This window comes from Flagellimonas rhodophyticola (genome assembly GCF_049332665.1).
Classification (GTDB): domain Bacteria; phylum Bacteroidota; class Bacteroidia; order Flavobacteriales; family Flavobacteriaceae; genus Flagellimonas.
This window is the reverse complement of record NZ_CP186326.1, coordinates 902,658-921,815: the sequence shown is the minus strand read 5'-3', so window position 1 is coordinate 921,815 and position 19,158 is coordinate 902,658. Positions and strand designations below refer to the sequence as shown.

Genomic DNA, 19,158 nt, shown 5'->3' with positions numbered 1-19,158 from the left:
AGACAAATTCAGCAAGATTCGGAAAAAAATTGTTCAAAAAACGCAATAGATTTGAAAACCTTCGTCTTTATTAGTGAAGACGGCAAACAGTCTATTAGAACGGTGACCAACAAAGAGAACTATAATAATCTTTCGACTTTTTTCAACGATGAGTATCATTCGCTGAAGACGTATGTGCAATCTAAAGTCGATGATTCAACCGAACGTGATGCTGAAGATATTGTTCAGGATGTAGCGTTGCGGATATTCTCCAGATCAGAAGATTTGTCGCCCATTACCAATATTGCCGGTTTTGTTTATAACTCGATTAGGAACAAAATCATTGATGTCCTGAGGACAAAAAAGGAAAGTGTTCACGAAAGTGAGGATATCGATACCAAATGGGCGGAGTTTGCCGAGCTTTTTTATGGGAATGCCGATAATTCGTATCCCGAAGACTTGATGCACGCTTTAAAGAAAGCCATTCAATCGTTGAAACCATCATATCAGGATATTATAATCGCTGTCGATTTTGAGGGTTACTCATATCGCGAAATCTCAGCTCAAACAGGCATTTCCCAAGGAACTTTAATGTCAAGAAGACATAGGGCATTGTCCCTTTTATCAAATAATTTAGAAATCGAAAAAACTAAAATGAATTAAAATTAAGAGATATGGAACCAAGTGATATATACTATGAAAGAAAAGTAGAAAAATATGTGACCAAGGGGTTTAAAATATTCTTTATGGCCGTCATCTTTATAGGCCTGGTATTCCTTGCCGGGTATGTACTGATGCACCTTTGGAACTGGTTAATGCCGGACCTTTTCGGCCTTACCACAATAGGATATTGGCAAGCCCTGGGGTTAATGTTATTGGCCAAGTTTATTTTTGGCTTTGGCAATCATTCCTCCAAGGGCAGCGGTAGCAAGAGGAACAAAAAGCACAGAAAATGGGACCGTTTTTGTGACCCAAAAAACGGCGATTCAGATTGGCGTTATTATGACCAATATTGGAAGGAAGAGGGCAAAGCAGCCTTTAATGCTTATATCGAACGTATCAGAAACGAAAAAAACCATGGCTCCACAGAAGAAAACTAGTGTCTTACAACGAATCGAAAACTACGGGCGGAGAGCTTTTTTCTGGAATTCAAAACCAAAAACAACAATTCAGTCCAATTCTAACACTACAGTTCGTCAATAAAGTATTGATTCGTAGGTGAAAACAAAAAATTAATCTCTCGTTAAAAAAATGTGAAACTTTGGAAACTTTTTTTGTTTTTAAAGTTTCCAAAGGTATTTTTGCTGCCCATTATGAGAGAGAAGATTTTACATAAGGCGACAGAAATGTTTTTGAATCTTGGATTTAAGAGCGTGACGATGGACGATTTGGCCAATGAAATGGGTATTTCAAAAAAAACGATTTACTCCCATTATGAAAACAAGACCATGTTGGTTGAAGAAAGTACCATGGCCCTGTTTTGGTTCATATCAAATGGTATCGATGAAATTGTCGCCTTACAAAAAAACCCAATCGAGGAACTTTATGAGATAAAGAAGTTTGTGATGCTTCACTTAAAAAATGAGAAATCCTCACCACAATATCAGTTGCAAAAGTACTATCCCAAAGTTCATGAATCCTTAAAGAGCAAACAATTTGATGTAATGCAAGATTGCGTTCTGGATAATGTGAAACGCGGAATGGAAATGGAGATTTACAGAGGTAATTTAGATCCTGTATTTGTATCCCGGATATATTTTTCAGGAGTAACCAGTATCAAAGACAACAATCTGTTTCCAATGCAGATTTTCTCCATGCCCGAGTTAATGGATTATTATTTGGAATATCACCTCAGGGGAATTGTAACCCCAAAAGGAAGAAAAATATTAAACTCAATCATCAATTCAAACCAAGAATAAATGCGAACAACCTTAATCAGTTTATTAGTACTAATGTCATGGTTCTCACATGCTCAAGACAGCACCAACAGCTATAGTCTTGATGAAGCCATCATATATGCATTGGAACACAACTACAGTGCAATCAATGCCAATAGAGATATTGTGGATGCCCAAAAACAAAAATGGGAAACCATTGCCACGGGACTTCCTCAAATTTCTGGGGCAATCAATTATCAAAATCAGTTAAAACAGCCTGTATCGCAAATTCCTGCCGAGTTTTTTGGCGGTGAGCCAGGCACTTTTCAAGAAGTGGTTTTTGGTCAAGCCCAGTCTGCAACGGCAACCGCAACCTTAGAACAGCAAATTTTTGACGGGTCTTATATTGTCGGTGTTCAAGCGACCAAGGCCTTCTTAAGTTTTAGTCAAAACAACAAGGAAAAAACCGAGTTGGATGTCAGAAAAGCTGTGGCTGAGGCCTATGGCAACGTCCTGCTGGCCCAGGAAAGTGTTTTGATTGCAGAAAACAATAAAGCTACACTCGAAAAGAACCTCTACGAGACCAAGCGAATCTATGAAAATGGTCTTGGTGATGAAGAAAGTGTTGACCAATTACAGATCACCTTATCATCAATAGAGAATCAACTGAAAAATGCCAAGCGTTTGGAAAAGATTACGCTCCAGATGTTGAATTTGACCATGGGCCTTCCCATCGAAGCTCCAACAGTTTTAACCGAAAACCTTGATGACCTCACCCAAAAACAAATCGACTTCGGTCTTTTGGATTCCGAATTCAAAATGGAGAATAACGTGGATTATAAACTAGCCCTTAACTTAAATGAGCAGCGCTATTTTGAACATAAGCTTGCCAAAAGTCGAGCACTACCCACTTTAAACGCTTTTGTGAACTACGGAGGAAACTCCTTTAGCGATAGTTTTAATTTTTTAAGCAGTGGTCAGCAATGGTTTGGATCCTCAGTTTTAGGATTCAACCTCAATGTTCCTATTTTCAGTTCTTTGGGAAGAAGTGCAAGTACGCAACGCGCTAAGATAGCACTGGAAAAAGCCAAAACGCAATTAACCGAGGCCGAAGAACAAATACGTCTTCAATTGGAAAGTGCTAAAAGTGATTATATACTTTCTATAGAAGAATATGGCACTTCCAAGGAAAACCTCAGATTAGCCGAACGTATAGAGAACAAAAATCAAATAAAGTATTCTGAAGGTTTGGCAACAAGTTTTGAACTTAGACAAGCACAGACACAGCTGTACTCCACTCAACAAGAATATTTACAATCCATGGTCGATGTAATCAACCGCAAGACCAATTTGGAAACTATACTAAATCAATAATCAAAAAAGAAAACCATATCATCATGAAAAGAATCATATATATAGTACTTACGACAGTAGTTTTATCCTCTTGTGGAGGAGGAAACAATGGATCTGTGGAAGGTGTTATTGCTGGAAACGATTTGGAGGCCATCCGTGCAAAACGAACGGAAATTTCTGAACAACAAAAGGCTTTGGAAAAAAACCTTCATATGTTGGATTCTGCAATCACCTCGTTGGATGACAATGCCAAATTACCTTTGGTCACAACCATAGAGGCAAAGGCCCAAAAATTTAATCACTACCTAGAACTTCAGGGAGACGTGATGACAAAACAAAATGTACTGGTTTACCCAGAAATGGGAGGGACTCTTTACCGTGTTTATGTAAAAGAAGGTCAAAAAGTTGCAAAAGGACAAGTATTGGCTTCCATAGATGATGGAGGATTGTCCAGCCAATTGGCGCAGCTAAAAACGCAATCAGAGTTGGCAAAGACCACTTTTGAGCGTCAAAAAAGACTTTGGGAACAAAATATTGGTTCTGAAATTCAATACCTACAGGCCAAAACAACTTACGAAGCTCAGGAAAGTGCTGTAAAGCAAATGCAAAGTCAAGTGGCCAAATCTACCATAAGAGCTCCTTTTTCCGGAATTATTGATGATGTGATCAAGGATCAAGGAACGGTGGTTAGCCCAGGTCCTGGTTCTGAAGTTTTCCGAATAGTAAACCTTACCAATATGTATATAGAAGTTGAGGTTCCGGAAAGTCATTTACCCAATGTGACCCCTGGGAAAAACGTTCAGGTATATTTCCCTGTTCTTGGAGATAGCGTAACCACAAAGGTTAGGCAAACCGGTAATTTCATCAACCCTAGCAATCGTTCTTTTACTGTGGAGATTCCGGTTCCTAGCGAAAATGGAAGGATAAAACCAAACCTTACCGCCAAGGTAATGATCAATGATTATACAAGTGACAACGCTATCCTAATTCCTCAAAGTATTGTTTCTGAAAATGCGGAAGGAGAGCAGTATGTGTATTTGGTAGATGCCGATTCCACAGCTTCCAATACCATAGCAAAAAAGGTAATTATCACAACTGGAAAAACACAAGGCGACTTTGTGGAAGTATTATCCGGTATCAATAGCGGAGATGGTATAATTGACGAAGGAGCACGAAGCGTCAAGGAAGGACAACAAGTAAGAATAAAGAACGGAGAATAGACCAAAGACATAAATTATTATGAGCAAGCAAAAGAAGAAAGTCGACAAAGAATTTGGGCTGTCCTCGTGGGCTATTGACAACAAAACAACCATGTATGTTTTGATCGCCGTGATACTTTTTCTAGGGGCATCCGCATACTTTAGCATGCCTAGGGAAAATTTCCCCGAGATTAAGGAAACAAAAATCTATATCAGCTCACTTTATCCAGGAAATACAGCCGAGGATATTGAAAAACTGATAACAGACCCTCTTGAAGATGAACTAAAAACGGTAAGTAACGTTGTTGAAATCACCTCAACCTCCCAGGAAGATTATTCAATGATCATTGTGGAGTTTGATGAGAATATTTCCGTTGAGGCCGCCAAACAAAAAGTAAAAGATGAGGTAGACTCACAAACTGCAGGTGAAGATTGGCCCACATTCAACAACGCAAAGGTTGAACCCAATGTTTTTGACCTGAGTATGTCCGAAGAAATTCCAATTTTAAACATCAATATTTCTGGAGATTATCCCGTGAATAAACTGAAAGAGTACGGTGAATATTTGGAAGATGAGATAGAAAGCTTGCAAGAAATAAAGCAGGTAGATATCCGTGGTGCTCAGGAGAAAGAGGTTGAGGTTGCCGTTGATATTTACAGAATGATGGCCGCCCAGGTAAGCTTCAATGATATAATTACCGCTATTGGCAACGAGAATATGACCACTTCTGCTGGTAACTTGATTACTAGTGGACAACGAAGGACAATTAGAATTGTAGGGGAAATTGATAAGCCAGAGGACCTGGACAATTTTGTAGTGAAATCAGAAAATGACGACCCTGTTTATCTAAAAGATATTGCCGAGGTTTCCTTTGAAGAAGAGGACAAGACCACCTACGCGCGTGAGTTCGGACATCCTGTTGTGATGCTGGACGTTAAGAAACGTGCCGGTAAAAACATGGTAGCTGCGGCAGAGCAGATTCAGGATATCGTGGAAGATGCCATTGAGAATGTATTTCCACAAGACTTAACAGTGACCATAGCCAATGACCAGTCTTCCAAAACTATTGGTCAAGTAGATGATTTAGTAAACAACATCATCTTTGGAATCATCTTGGTGGTTACTGTTCTGATGTTCTTCCTTGGATTCAAGAACGCCCTTTTCGTTGGGTTTGCAATCCCAATGTCCATGTTTATGTCGCTAATGATTCTGAGCACTTTGGGCTATACCATGAACACCATGATTCTATTTGGATTGATTATGGGATTGGGGATGCTTGTAGACAATGGTATTGTGGTGGTAGAAAATGTGTATCGTCTCATAGAGCAAGAAGGTATGTCACGGGTAGAGGCTGCCAAAAAAGGAATTGGTGAAATTGCCTTCCCAATTATTATCTCAACCTTGACCACTGTAGCGGCTTTTGTGCCACTAGGTCTATGGCCAGGGGTCATGGGGCAGTTTATGATCTATTTCCCCGTGACTTTGTCCGTTGTTTTGGGGTCCTCCTTATTTGTAGCCATCTTCTTTAACTCGGTTTTGGTATCACGGTATATGACCACGGACGACAAGAAAATGCCTTTAAAGAATATTATCCAAATAACTTCTATTGTAGCGGGTGTTGGGCTTTTGATTCTACTGTTTGGAGGTAGTTATAGGGCGTTGGGTACACTTATGTTATTTACGGCAATTATGCTTTGGGTATATCGTCTTTTCTTAAGAGGTTGGGCCAATGGTTTTCAGAACAAAGTCTTGCCGAGATGGGAAAAGTTCTATGAGAGAATGCTTCGCAAAGCATTGGCAGGTAGAAAGCCCATTTTTATAGCTGTTGGAACCTTCGTATTGTTGTTCTTGGCCTTTATGGGCTTTGGAGCTTCCGTGGGAAGTCAACGCACTAAGGTGGAGTTCTTCCCCGACAATACGCCTAACCAAATCATTGTCTACATTGAATATCCTGAGGGTACCGATATAAAAAAGACCGATCAGATTACCAAGGACATTGAAAGTCGGGTTTATGATATTATCAATGAAGATGCATACCTGCACGGCGACTACAACTTTTTGACTGAAAGCGCTGTATCGCAAGTAGGTGAAGGAGCCGGTAATCCTCAAACTGATGGGGGTTCAGCGGCGGAAATGCCCCATCGTGGAAAGATTACCGCTACCATGCGGGAATATAAATTCCGTGAAGGTTCAGATAGTAACGATTTGCTCAAGAAGGTTCAAGAAGCATTGAAAGATGTTTATCCAGGTGTCGCTATTTCTGTTGAAAAGGATGCTGTAGGTCCTCCGGCCGGATATCCTATCAATATTGAATTGGAAGGAAATGATTACTCTGAATTGATTGCTACTGCAGAAAAAATGCGGAATTACATCAACGGAAAGAATATTCCTGGAATTGATGAACTCAAAATAGATGTAAATAAATCCAAACCTTCAATGCTTGTGGAGGTTGACCGAAAAAAGGCAGGTGAGTTAGGTGTATCCACAGGTCAAGTGGGACAACAACTTAGAAATTCCATTTTCGGGGCAAAAGCGGGTATTTATAAAGAAGATGGTGAGGATTATGACATCTACGTTCGGTTTAATGAAGAGAATAGATATAACACCAGCGCGATCTTTAATCAAAAGATTACCTTCAAGGACCAGAATTCAGGACAAACAAAAGAAGTTCCAATTTCTGCCGTGGCTAACCAGGTGAACACCTCTGGGTTTAGTGCCATCAAGCATAAAGAAACTCAACGAGTGGTAACGGTTTATTCTGCTTTGGCACCAGGCTTTACAGATGCGGGCGCCATTGTTAGCAAGGTCCAAGCCGAAATGGAAAGTTTCACTGATCTTCCAGCGGGCATAAAAATCGACTATACAGGACAAATTGAAGAACAAAACAAACAGATGGCCTTCCTAATGGGAGCATTTTTTACCGGCCTTGGTTTGATTTTCTTCATCTTGATTTTCCAGTTTAACTCCATATCAAAACCTGGAATTATTATGCTTGCCATTTTCTTGAGTTTGATTGGAGTGTTCGGAGGAATAGTGGCAACTGGAAGTGCTTTCGTAATTATGATGACCATGATGGGAATCATTTCATTGGCCGGGATTGTGGTGAACAATGGAGTGGTGTTGTTGGATTATACTCAATTACTGATCGACAGAAAGAAAGTGGAACTGGAATTGGATGATGATCAATTGTTAGAATCCAAAGACTTTTTGGAGGCCGTGGTAAAAGGTGGTAAAGCAAGATTACGACCCGTATTGTTAACAGCGATTACTACAATCCTTGGTCTAATTCCTTTAGCCACAGGTTTTAATATCAACTTCTTTACCCTATTTAGTGAGTTCAATCCAAACATTTACTTTGGAGGTGACAATGTTATATTTTGGGGTCCTTTAGCTTGGACGGTTATCTATGGATTATTTGTAGCTACCTTTTTAACGCTAATAGTCGTTCCTATCTTATTTAGTATTGTGTACCGAGTCAAAGTAAGGATTCGAAAAAACAGAAAAAGAAAAGAAGATGACAAAAAGGAAGTGCTTGATATAGCAGCATAATTTTTTGAAATAATCAAATAAAAAAGCCCCGACCAATGGTTGGGGCTTTTTCATAAAACTTTTTCCAGTTTATAGATTTGTTGAAGCAATTTCTGATTGATTCCATTTTTTCACATCAACAATGCGATTGTCGGCATAATCAACTTCTTTCAATTGCTCACCTTCCCAAAAAAACCATTTACCAGACTTTACTCCGCTTATATATTTTCCGGAGGCAATTTTTTTACCGTCAGTATTATACATGAACCATTGTCCATGTAACTTACCCTCTAAGTAATGTCCCGTTTGGGCTATTTCGCCATTTTCATGAAAATATGTGGCTTTTACCATTTCACCAACTTTTTCCAATGTTGGCTCAGCTTTTTGGGCGTAAATGCAAACCGAAAATAGCGCTGTCATTAAAAATATTACGTTCTTCATATGCTATGGGTTTTAATCTGTGGAATAATCCTAACGTTCTAAAGATAAAAATTATTTTACATTAAAAACACATTTGCATAACATTAAGTTTACATTTAAATCATAATCAACTGTTTGTCAGGTAATTATCCAATGTTAAGTTTTTTACTTAGGTATTTTTATCGGAAAATTTTAACTAAAAAACCAATTGGTGTGCTCCCAAAATCAATAATTAATATTGCATTACACTTGACTGAAAACAATTCTTTTGAAACAGAACATTGATCAGAAAATCGATATATCTAGCGATAAATATTGACATTCCCCTTAAATTTGCGCCTTCAGAGCTAACATCATGTACAGAAGCAATACTTGTGGTGCATTAAGGGCATCGGACACTAACTCAACCGTTACACTCAGTGGTTGGGTACATAAAATAAGAGACAAAGGATTTGTTGCTTGGGTAGACCTTCGAGATCGTTATGGTATTACCCAATTGGTCTTTGATCAAGATCGTACTTCATCAGAATTGTTGGAAAAAGCCAGGGAACTTGGAAGGGAAACAGTTATACAGGTTAAAGGTGAGGTTATTGAAAGAGCTTCAAAAAACCCCAATATACCCACTGGTGATATTGAGGTGCTTGTAACTGAATTGACAATTTTAAATGAATCCAAACTCCCCCCCTTTACTATTGAAGATGAAACTGACGGAGGAGAAGATATTAGAATGAAATATCGCTATCTGGATATCAGAAGAAACCCTGTACGAGAAAACCTGATTTTTAGGCACAAAGTAACCATGGAAGTCCGAAAATATCTTTCCGAACAAGGTTTTATAGATGTTGAAACCCCCTATCTTATTAAATCCACTCCAGAAGGTGCGAGGGATTTTCTAGTTCCAAGTCGCATGAATGAAGGACAGTTTTATGCATTGCCACAATCGCCACAAACCTTCAAGCAATTGCTAATGGTAGGTGGAATGGACAAGTATTTTCAGATTGTAAAATGTTTTAGGGATGAAGATCTTAGAGCGGATAGACAACCAGAATTCACACAAATAGATTGTGAAATGGCCTTCGTAGAACAGGAAGATATTTTGAATACTTTCGAAGGGTTGACTAAACACCTATTAAAAGAAATCAAAGGCGTTGAAGCAGCAGATTTTCTACGTATCACATACGATGAGGCTATGAAACGCTATGGGAATGACAAACCTGATATTCGTTTCGAGATGGAATTTGGGGAATTGAATTCCGTTGCCCAACATAAAGATTTTAATGTCTTCAATTCGGCTGAGTTGGTCGTTGGAATTGCAGTTCCAGGAGGAGCTTCTTATACTCGCAAAGAAATTGACAAATTAATCGATTGGGTCAAACGTCCCCAAGTTGGGGCCAAAGGCATGGTCTATGTAAAATGCAACGAAGATGGTTCTTATAAATCTTCCGTCGATAAATTTTATGATCAGGAAGACTTGGCCAAATGGGAGGAAGTGACGAATGCCAAACCTGGTGATTTAATTTGTGTGCTTTCGGGCAATACAAATGAAACAAGGGCGCAGTTAAGTGCACTTCGAATGGAACTTGCTGAACGATTGGGGCTTAGAAAATCAGATGAATTTGCTCCATTATGGGTTGTTGATTTTCCATTGCTCGAATTGGACGAAGAAACAGGCAGTTATCATGCCATGCACCACCCGTTTACGTCACCGAAACCAGGGCAGCTTGAATTATTGGATTCCAAACCAGGAGAAGTAAAAGCAAACGCCTATGATTTGGTGTTGAATGGAAATGAAATTGGCGGTGGTTCTATACGTATTCATGACAAGGAGGTACAAGCAACTATGTTCAAACATTTAGGATTTTCACAAGAAGAGGCCAAAGAACAGTTTGGGTTTTTAATGGATGCTTTTCAATACGGGGCGCCTCCGCATGGCGGCATTGCCTTTGGGTTGGATAGGCTTGTGTCCATTTTGGGTGGTCAAGAAACGATTAGAGATTTTATTGCATTCCCCAAAAATAATAGCGGAAGAGATGTGATGATTGATGCTCCAGCGTATATTGATGACGATCAATTAAAAGAACTCCACTTAAGATTAGATCTTTAAGTCAAAGAAAGTCCCGCCATAGAGCGGGATTTTTAATACTTTTAGATATATCATCCGCTTAAATGCCAAACAAAAAGAAAAGCTGGCTTACCCGTTTCTTGAAATGGCGATATAAAAATATCTCCAACAAAACCTTTGTCCACGTCATGAGTATAGTGGTGGGGTTTTTGGCCGGATTGGTTTCTGTTACTCTAAAAAACGTTACTTATTTTATTCAATCTGCTTTAGAAAGCGGCATTGTAATTTCTCAAAACCAATTGTATTTTATTTTGCCCATTGTAGGTTTGACACTTGTGTATTTGTACGTAAAATACGTGCACAAAAAACCGATTCAGCATGCCGTGTCCTCCATCATTTTTGCTTTGTCTAAAAAAGGAGGGCTCTTAAAAGTTAAAAACATCTACACTCCTTTAATTGCTGCTCCTCTAACCGTCGGCTTTGGGGGTTCGGTCGGATTGCTTGGGCCTGCTGTTAAATCCGGATCAGCCTTGAGTTCAAATCTGAGTAGATTATTCCATATTGATGCAAAAACACGGTCACTTTTGGTGGCTTGCGCTTCAGCAGGGGCCATTTCCTCCATTTTTCAGTCACCCATTGCTGCCATAATTTTTGCAGTTGAGGTCTTTACTTTAGACCTTACCATGTTATCCATGCTACCGTTATTATTGGCTTCCATATCTGGTGTGCTTACCTCCTACTTTTTCTTGGGAAATGAGGTGTTATTCAGTTTTTCTTTATCCGAAGGATTTGAACTTAAAGACACACTCTTTTATGTTCTGCTTGGTGTGGGAACTGCCTTCGCTTCCATTTATTTTACCAAAATGTACTTTGGCATCCTGAATTTCTTTAAAAGATTCAAAAGTCCAAAATACAAGCTATTGGTTGGGGGTATTGCAATCGGGATTATGCTCTACGCCATTCCTCCATTATACGGAGAAGGGTTTGGTTTTATAAACAATCTTTTGAGCGGAGACCATTTAGTTGCATTGGGCAAGACCCCATTTGATGCCTACGTTCATAATATTTGGGTAGTGATTGCGCTTCTGTTCGGAATCACCATTTTTAAGGCCATTGCTATGACGGCAACTTTTGCTGCTGGTGGTGCTGGTGGAATTTTTATTCCTACTATGGTTATGGGTAGTGCCCTAGGCAATGTGGTGGCCAAAGTCATTAATAACATTGGACTCGGATTTTCAGTTTCAGAAAGCAATTTTACACTAATTGGAATGGCAGGTTTGATTGCCGGTGTAATTCATGCTCCTTTGACTGCAATTTTCTTAATAGCAGAAATAACAGGGGGTTATCAACTTTTTGTTCCCTTGATGATAACAGCTTCCATCTCATTTTTAATTACCAAAAATGCTTTGGATTACACAATCTATACCAAAGAGCTTGCTAAAATTGGTGCTGTTCTAACCCACAACAAAGACCTAATGGTCCTTGGCATGATGGAATTGGATGATGTTATTGAAACAAACTTCAAACCCGTGCATCCTGAGATGTCATTGGGAGATATGTTGCACGAATCCGTTTCAAAATCCAAACGAAATATCTTTCCGGTACTTAATGAAGAAGAAAAATTGATTGGAATTATTGTTTTGGATGATATTAGAGAGTTTATGTTTGATCGTGGATTATATGAAACAACTCACGTAAAGAATTTGATGCATGCCCCACCGGAACATATTTTTTATAATTCGGACAATATGAAAGCGGTGATGAAAAAATTCCAAGATAGCGGAGCTTGGAATCTACCTGTAATCAAGGATGGTAAATATGTTGGTTTTATATCAAAATCCAAACTGTTAACCGCCTATCGAAGAAAACTTATCAATTACACGCGATGAAATTAAAGCTCAAATATATTGTCGTTCTTGCCTTATTTCTTTCAGTGGGTTCCATTCTTTATGGGTTCTCTATTAAAGAAGAAGAGACCTCAAAAGCGAATAAATTTATAGGAGCCGGCACGGCTGGTCTTTTTCTTGTGGTAATGCCTCTGTTTCTATTCAAAGAGAGGAAAGGAAAAAATATGAAAGACTATATGTTGACCAAGGAAAACATAGAAAAAATGCAGGCTAAGGACAGAAAAAGCTCTGATAATCAATGATTTTTCAAAGATTTCACCTACATTTTACTTTTTGTTTTTTTAAATAAACTATTTTAGTGTTTTAACAATTATTTTTTTAAATGACTGGAACAGTAAAATTTTTTAATGAATCTAAAGGTTATGGATTCATTACCAACGACGAAACAGGAAAAGACATTTTTGTTCATGTTACTGCATTGAACGGAGTGTCGTTGAACGAAGGCGACAAAGTAGAATACCAAGAAGAAGAAGGAAGAAAAGGAGTGGTTGCTGCACAAGTGCAGGTAATCTAACAACAATATTTTATTTTGATTTGTACAGTCCCGGCCTAGCAGTCGGGATTTTTTGTTTAGTTCAAGTTCCTTCGCTGTATAAAGAATCTTTTTAGCATTTCCGAAGCTTCATTTTCCAGAATGCCTCCAACAATTTCTGTTTTTGGGTGAATGTTTCCTCCCATTACGTTAAATCCCCGCTCCAAATCTGCTGCACCGTACACAATTTTGGAAACCTGGCTCCAATACAATGCGCCAGCACACATTTGACAGGGTTCCAACGTCACATATAATGTACAGCCGTGCAAGTATTTGCCTCCTAAAAAGTTAGAAGCAGCTGTAATAGCCTGCATTTCGGCATGTGCGGTAACATCGTTTAATCGTTCAGTTAAATTATGGGCCCTGCCTATAATTCTATTGTTTACGGTCACAATTGCACCCACAGGCACCTCGCCATTTTCAAAAGCTATTTCCGCTTCTTGCAAGGCCTTCTTCATAAAATAAGTGTCATCGAACGGATTTTCCACGAATTTTTCCAAATGAAAATTGAGATAGCTAATCTACACATAAAACATATTACCGATTATAGGTATTTTTGTTTTTTGAATTCTTGGAAAAACTTTTGACACATATCAACTTCCCTGCGGATGTTAGAGAATTACAATTGGATAAGTTGCCTCAACTTGCCCAAGAGCTAAGGCGTTTTATAATTGACATTGTGTCGACCAAGGAAGGGCATCTCGGTGCCAGTCTTGGTGTAGTCGAACTTACCATCGCACTTCATTATGTTTTCAACACTCCTAATGACCAATTGATATGGGATGTTGGCCATCAAGCTTATGGCCATAAAATATTGACCGGTCGTAAAGCTGTTTTTGACACCAATAGACAATCGGGCGGTATCAGCGGTTTTCCAAAACGAAGTGAAAGTGAATACGATTCTTTTGGTACCGGACATAGCTCAACAGCCATCTCGGCGATTTTAGGAATGGCCATGGCATCCAAACTTTCCGGAGATGATAGTAGGCAACATATCGCCGTGGTTGGTGATGCTTCTATTGCTAGCGGAATGGCTTTTGAGGGTTTGAATCATCTGGGGGTAACCGATGTCAATGCCCTCATCATTCTAAATGATAATGCTATAGGAATCGACCCAAGTGTCGGGGCACTCAAAAAGTATTTGACCAATGTAAAGACAGGTAAAGCAAAAGATGAAAATATCTTCGAATGCCTTAATCTCGATTATTCCGGTCCAGTAGATGGTCATGATATTAAAAAATTGGTTGCGGAATTACAGCGCTTGAAAAAAGTTCAAGGGCCTAAATTGCTTCATATTATTACCACGAAGGGAAAAGGGCTTAAAAAAGCAGAAGAAAACCAAGTCGTATACCATGCTCCTGGCAAGTTTGACAAAATCACGGGAGAGCAAGTCAAAAAAGCAGAAGAAAAACTTCCCCCTAAATACCAGGATGTTTTTGGGGAATCCATTGTTGAGCTGGCAAAGTTAAATGAGAAAATTGTGGGCATAACTCCTGCTATGCCGACCGGAAGTTCCTTAAAACTTATGATGGACGAAATTCCGGACCGTGCTTTTGATGTTGGTATTGCCGAACAGCATGCTGTGACACTTGCCGCTGGAATGGCCACTCAAGAGCTTATTCCTTTTTGTAATATTTACTCCACTTTTTTACAGCGTGCCTATGATCAGGTCATACATGATGTCGCTCTTCAGAACCTTCCTGTAATTTTTTGTTTGGATAGAGCCGGACTTGTTGGTCAAGATGGCGCTACCCATCATGGTGTTTTCGATCTTGCTTATTTAAGGTGCATTCCAAACCTGACCATTTTTGCTCCAATGAACGAAATGGAACTTCGAAACATTATGTATACCGCTCAATTAGCTACCAGCGGCCCAATTGCCATTAGGTACCCTAGAGGACGTGGAGTGAATCTAAATTGGAAAAATGATTTTCAAAAAATTGAAATAAGTACGGGTCGTTGTCTTAAAAAAGGTGCGGGAATTGCAATTTTATCGATTGGGCATTTAGGTAATATTGTGTCCAAAATTATTGAAGAAATCGAAGACTTTCATGCTATTGGTCATTATGATATGCGCTTTGTAAAGCCTCTGGATGAGAAACTACTGCATACCATCTTCAACAAATACGATCAAATTGCAACTCTGGAGGATGGTTGCGAAACTGGCGGATTTGGCTCCGCGATTCTAGAATTTGCCAACCATAATGGATACACTACCCCTGTTAAAATATTTGCGGTTCCTGATAAGTTTGTTGAACACGGAACAATTCAGGAAACCCACGCCATGGCTGGTATAGATTTTGATGCAGTACGTTCTTATATAAAATCAACCTTAACCCAATGCGACCAATAGTCTGCTTTTTCTTTTTTTTACTGTGTTTTGTATCCAGTTCAAGTGCACAGATAAACCTTTTAAGGGTTTTCGAACAAGATGCTGATACCACATCATCGGGATTTCAAGTTGTTCGAATCAAGGATGTAAAATTGAAATATGTTACCAGGGGTGCCAAGCTTACGGATCCAAGAACTGTGCTGAATCGGATAAAACCTCTAGCAAAAAAATATAGACGTTTTGTTCCTAAATCCTTTTGGACCAAAACCAACGAATTTGGACTAAACATTAACGAAGTTGCTTTTGTAAATTGGAATGCGGGGGGAGACAATTCGGTTTCCGCATTGGCCAGCATGAGTTTTAACCGAAACTATAAATTTCGCTACCTCAACTGGAAAAATGAACTTCGTCTACGCTACGGACTAAACGCACAAGAAGGAAGGCAATTACGTAAAACTGATGACCAAATAAGGCTTGCATCTACCATTGGTTTTAGAAAAGACACCATAACCAATTGGTACTACTCCGTGAAGACCAGCTTTAATACCCAGTTCTCTAACGGGTATAAATATCCAGACCGTGACACCCCTATTTCCCGTTTTATGGCCCCTGGTTATTTGTTTTTAGGTGTTGGGACATCCTATATTCCAGAAGGAAGGAAATTCAACTTATATATTTCTCCGGTTACCCAAAAGGCCACTTTTGTGCTGGATGAAGATTTATCCAATCAAGGGGTGTTTGGTGTAGACCCAGGTGAACATTTATTTATGGAGATAGGGTTTTTGGTGACCAATTCTTGGGAGAAGGAGGTCCTTAAGAACGTCTTTATGAATCATCGAATAAGTTTATATACCGATTATCTATTAAGTTTTGGAAACATAGATGTGGATTGGGAATTGAACTTTAACCTAAAGGTCAACAAATTCATCAATGCCAATATTGGAACCCATCTCATTTTTGATGACGACATTAAATTTGATGAGGTTACCGATGCGGATGGAACCGTAATAGACCCTGGGATTCCAAAAATACAATTTAAGCAACTGTTGGGTGTAGGGCTTAACTATGCATTCTAAAGTTGCTTCCCCATCAATTTGTTGTGAATATGAACCGCTGCACTATCGGATAAGCTAGCCACGAAGCAGCAGGTATTCAATAAAATTCTATAGATAGTACTCTCAGTATTTCGATAGTTTTCAGGAAGACTCTTCGCCAATAACCTATCATAATTGGTATCCGTTCCTTGCTTTATGTTCATCAACGCTGTAGTATAAAAATCTAGTATGTCTGAAATAATCTTATACCCAGCTAATTCCTTATCGACCACTTCCGTGGACAGGTATATTTTTTCAACACTCAATTTTATAATGTCATCAATTTGCGCTTGATATTTGCCCTTGTCCAGTAGGGATGCATCGAAGTTTCCTTTAAGAATATCCGATTCATTGGCAATAAAGACTTCCACCGCATCCGTGATAAGAGTATTTATGGCCAAAGCTCTTAAATAGCTCAAGCGATCACTCGAATTGGTCATGGCGCTGTACTTCTTTGTGTTGATATTATCTTTTACCAAATTAATTAGATATTCCAACGCGAATTCCTCGGGAATAAGTCCCAAATTGATGCCATCTTCAAAATCGATAATGGTATAGCAGATATCATCCGCGGCTTCAACCAAATAAGTTAGCGGGTGGCGGTAAAATCCAATCCCGGGGTTGTTTGGGTTTGTAGCAAGACCGAGTTCTTGAACCACATCCTTGAAAAACTCTATTTCTGATTGAAAAAAGCCAAATTTTTTATCTGCAATATGCTTGGTGGGCTTCTTAGGCAACGAAGCTTTGGGGTATTTCATAAAAGCACCTAAAGTGGCATAACTTAAGCGAAGTCCGCCGGGAACTCCCTCCCGTGATTCGGTTAATAGTTTGAAGCCATTTGCGTTGCCTTCAAAATCTACTAAATCCTGAAATTCCAGATCGGATAGAAGAGCCTTATACTTTTTTCCATTCCCCTGTTCAAAATAATTTCCAATTGCCTTTTCTCCCGAATGGCCAAAAGGTGGATTGCCAATATCATGCGAAAGAGCCGCAGCAGCCACGATAGCTCCAAAATCATTGAACTCATATCCGTGAACTTCTTTTAAGTGCGGGTATTTGCCCAAAATTTGTTTCCCTGCAATTCTCCCAAGACTTCTGCCCACAACGGAAACCTCCAAACTATGTGTAAGGCGGGTATGCACAAAATCTTTATTGGACCCCAAACTAATAGGCAATGGTATAACCTGAGTCTTATCTTGCAGACTTCTAAATGCGGCAGAAAAGATGATTCGATCATAATCTACTTCAAAACCCAACCGGGTTTCTTCTTGTTCTTTTCGTAGTCTTTTGTTGGTGTCGCCTAGGCGTTTTAATGATAAAAGGGCTTCCCAGTTCATGCAGGACTTAAATTAAATTGCAATATACATTTTATGTTTACTATGTAGTTGTTATAACCTGTATCAGTGAGCAAATATCCATTAAATACCTCATGAAGTTTAAACATAAGTTAATCTTTAGATTACAATAAGTTGGTTTTTCTATTGGACTTTTGTTAAAGTCTTGAGACAACTTGATTTCATAATATATTAGTTTTTGTCAACTATTTTTTGAAGTCGAATTTATGGCCACCTTGGCCAGGGTGGCCATATTAAAAATAACATAAAGCAAACATTAACTTAACATTGATATTAGTTCTTTGCACCCGACAAAAACTAATATTGAAATGAATTTTAAATTACTGGCCGTCGGCCTTTTTGCACTTGTTTGTGTTTCTTCCCACGCTCAAAAAGTAGAAGCCCCTAAATTTGGTAAAGGACTCTTTAATATTGTCGGCAAAGACAGTACTTGGACCATGAAATTCGCAATGCGTATGCAACTATTGGGCATTGCAACCTGGGATGAGGGTGCAAATGACGGATTTGCCAATCCTGAACAGAATTTTTTAGTGCGCAGAGCAAGGTTAAAATTTGATGGTTTTGCCTATTCTCCAAAACTCAAATATAAATTCGAACTTGGATTATCCAATCGTGATATTGGAGGAACAAGTGAATTCACAAACAATGCGCCACGATATATTCTCGATGCGGTGATCATGTGGAATTTTCATGAGAATTTTGAATTATGGGTTGGGCAAACAAAACTTCCAGGTAATATTGAACGGGTAATTTCATCAGGAAATCTTCAACAAGTAGATCGTTCATTGTTGAACAGTAGGTTTAATATTGATCGGGATATGGGAATTCAGTTAAGACATCATTTTAACTTAACTGATAAGTTTTTGGTTCGCGAAAAACTGGCACTTTCACAAGGTGAAGGCAGAAATATTACTTCAGGCAACCTTGGAGGACATCAATATACAGCACGAATAGAATTGCTCCCATTTGGGAAATTCATAAGCAAAGGAGATTATAGTGGTGCCGACCTGAAGCGGGAGCAAACACCTAAATTATTGTTGGCAGCTACATATGATACAAATCAAAATGCCGTAAAAACAAGAAGCAACCTGGGTTCATACATGACAAATGATGTAGGTTTTTATGAGACCACTATCAACACAACCTTTGTGGATGCCATGTTTAAATATCAAGGTTTTTCACTTATGGGTGAATATGCGCACAGAGACGCCCACAATCCAATAGCATTAAATTCTGATGGGTCGCCAACAGGAGATGTTGTGCTTGTTGGAAATGCTTTAAATCTTCAGTCCGGTTATCTTCTTAAAAATAATTGGGAAGTTTCGGGTCGATATACAGACGTTAATTTTGATGACATTACTGGAAGCAGTGATCGAGCTCAATACACTGTTGGCCTTTCAAAATATATTGTTGGGCACAAGTTAAAGGTGCAAACAGATTTTAGCTATCTTTCTTTCGATAGTGGCAGTGATGAATTGATGTACCGATTGCAGGTCGATGTTCATTTTTAAGCAAAACA

The 19,158-nt window shown here is 38.9% G+C and carries 16 protein-coding genes; 13 read left to right on the top strand and 3 right to left on the bottom strand.

The features are described from left to right. The first annotated feature begins 51 nt into the window (after positions 1-51). The 6 genes from ACOKFG_RS04205 (at position 52) to ACOKFG_RS04180 (ending at position 7,958) form a co-directional block, all read left to right on the top strand. Complete coding sequence (locus ACOKFG_RS04205) at positions 52-642, top strand: RNA polymerase sigma factor (RefSeq protein ID WP_422861893.1); 591 nt, start codon at positions 52-54, stop codon at positions 640-642. A gap of 11 nt (positions 643-653) precedes the next feature. Further along, the gene (locus tag ACOKFG_RS04200) at positions 654-1,079 is read left to right on the top strand and encodes a hypothetical protein (RefSeq protein WP_298793249.1); all 426 of its coding nucleotides are present in this window, start codon (positions 654-656) and stop codon (positions 1,077-1,079) included. A gap of 213 nt (positions 1,080-1,292) precedes the next feature. Further along, entirely contained in the window at positions 1,293-1,898 is a 606-nt protein-coding gene (locus ACOKFG_RS04195; protein WP_298793247.1) for a TetR/AcrR family transcriptional regulator, read from the top strand. Further along, positions 1,899-3,230, top strand: coding sequence for a TolC family protein (locus ACOKFG_RS04190; protein WP_298793245.1), 1,332 nt, complete (start codon positions 1,899-1,901; stop codon positions 3,228-3,230). It abuts the gene before it with no gap. A 23-nt stretch (positions 3,231-3,253) separates the two neighbouring features. Further along, the gene (locus tag ACOKFG_RS04185) at positions 3,254-4,429 is read left to right on the top strand and encodes an efflux RND transporter periplasmic adaptor subunit (RefSeq protein ID WP_298793243.1); all 1,176 of its coding nucleotides are present in this window, start codon (positions 3,254-3,256) and stop codon (positions 4,427-4,429) included. A gap of 19 nt (positions 4,430-4,448) precedes the next feature. Beyond that, a complete protein-coding gene (locus ACOKFG_RS04180; protein ID WP_422861892.1) occupies positions 4,449-7,958 on the top strand; it encodes an efflux RND transporter permease subunit in 3,510 nt (1,169 codons plus the stop codon). Between the two features lie 69 nt (positions 7,959-8,027). On the opposite strand, the gene ACOKFG_RS04175 is transcribed toward ACOKFG_RS04180, so the two are convergent. Then, complete coding sequence (locus ACOKFG_RS04175; RefSeq protein WP_299486758.1) at positions 8,028-8,378, bottom strand: nicotinic acid mononucleotide adenyltransferase; 351 nt, start codon at positions 8,376-8,378, stop codon at positions 8,028-8,030. 334 nt (positions 8,379-8,712) lie between these two features. On the opposite strand from ACOKFG_RS04175, the gene aspS reads away from it, so the two are divergent. The 4 genes from aspS (at position 8,713) to ACOKFG_RS04155 (ending at position 12,840) form a co-directional block, all read left to right on the top strand. Further along, a complete protein-coding gene (aspS, locus tag ACOKFG_RS04170) occupies positions 8,713-10,461 on the top strand; it encodes an aspartate--tRNA ligase (RefSeq protein ID WP_299486760.1) in 1,749 nt (582 codons plus the stop codon). Positions 10,462-10,523: 62 nt separating this feature from the next. After that, positions 10,524-12,308: a chloride channel protein gene (locus ACOKFG_RS04165; RefSeq protein ID WP_299486762.1), complete on the top strand. Its 1,785-nt coding sequence runs from the start codon at positions 10,524-10,526 to the stop codon at positions 12,306-12,308. After that, positions 12,305-12,568 carry a hypothetical protein gene (locus ACOKFG_RS04160; protein ID WP_298793229.1) on the top strand — a complete coding sequence of 88 codons (264 nt, stop codon included), beginning with the start codon at positions 12,305-12,307 and terminating at the stop codon, positions 12,566-12,568. The genes ACOKFG_RS04165 and ACOKFG_RS04160 overlap by 4 nt, the downstream gene beginning before the upstream one ends. Before the next feature lie 80 nt (positions 12,569-12,648). Continuing rightward, positions 12,649-12,840 (top strand): cold shock domain-containing protein, encoded by a 192-nt coding sequence (locus ACOKFG_RS04155; protein WP_298793226.1) that lies wholly within the window; start codon positions 12,649-12,651, stop codon positions 12,838-12,840. Between the two features lie 56 nt (positions 12,841-12,896). On the opposite strand, the gene ACOKFG_RS04150 is transcribed toward ACOKFG_RS04155, so the two are convergent. Then, complete coding sequence (locus ACOKFG_RS04150) at positions 12,897-13,346, bottom strand: nucleoside deaminase (RefSeq protein ID WP_298793224.1); 450 nt, start codon at positions 13,344-13,346, stop codon at positions 12,897-12,899. Between the two features lie 83 nt (positions 13,347-13,429). Here ACOKFG_RS04150 and ACOKFG_RS04145 point away from each other — a divergent pair, with 83 nt between their 5' ends. After that, on the top strand, positions 13,430-15,211 hold the full coding sequence (locus ACOKFG_RS04145) for a 1-deoxy-D-xylulose-5-phosphate synthase (protein ID WP_298793221.1): 1,782 nt from the start codon (positions 13,430-13,432) through the stop codon (positions 15,209-15,211). Further along, entirely contained in the window at positions 15,199-16,266 is a 1,068-nt protein-coding gene (locus ACOKFG_RS04140; protein WP_298793219.1) for a DUF3078 domain-containing protein, read from the top strand. The genes ACOKFG_RS04145 and ACOKFG_RS04140 overlap by 13 nt, the downstream gene beginning before the upstream one ends. Here the strand turns inward: ACOKFG_RS04140 and dgt are convergent. Further along, on the bottom strand, positions 16,263-17,621 hold the full coding sequence (gene dgt / locus ACOKFG_RS04135) for a dGTP triphosphohydrolase (protein WP_298793216.1): 1,359 nt from the start codon (positions 17,619-17,621) through the stop codon (positions 16,263-16,265). The two genes, ACOKFG_RS04140 and dgt, sit on opposite strands and share 4 nt — an antisense overlap. A 326-nt stretch (positions 17,622-17,947) precedes the next feature. Between dgt and ACOKFG_RS04130 the strand changes: the two genes are divergently transcribed. Beyond that, positions 17,948-19,150, top strand: a complete 1,203-nt coding sequence (locus tag ACOKFG_RS04130) for a porin (protein WP_298793213.1) — start codon at positions 17,948-17,950, stop codon at positions 19,148-19,150. Positions 19,151-19,158 lie beyond the last annotated feature (8 nt).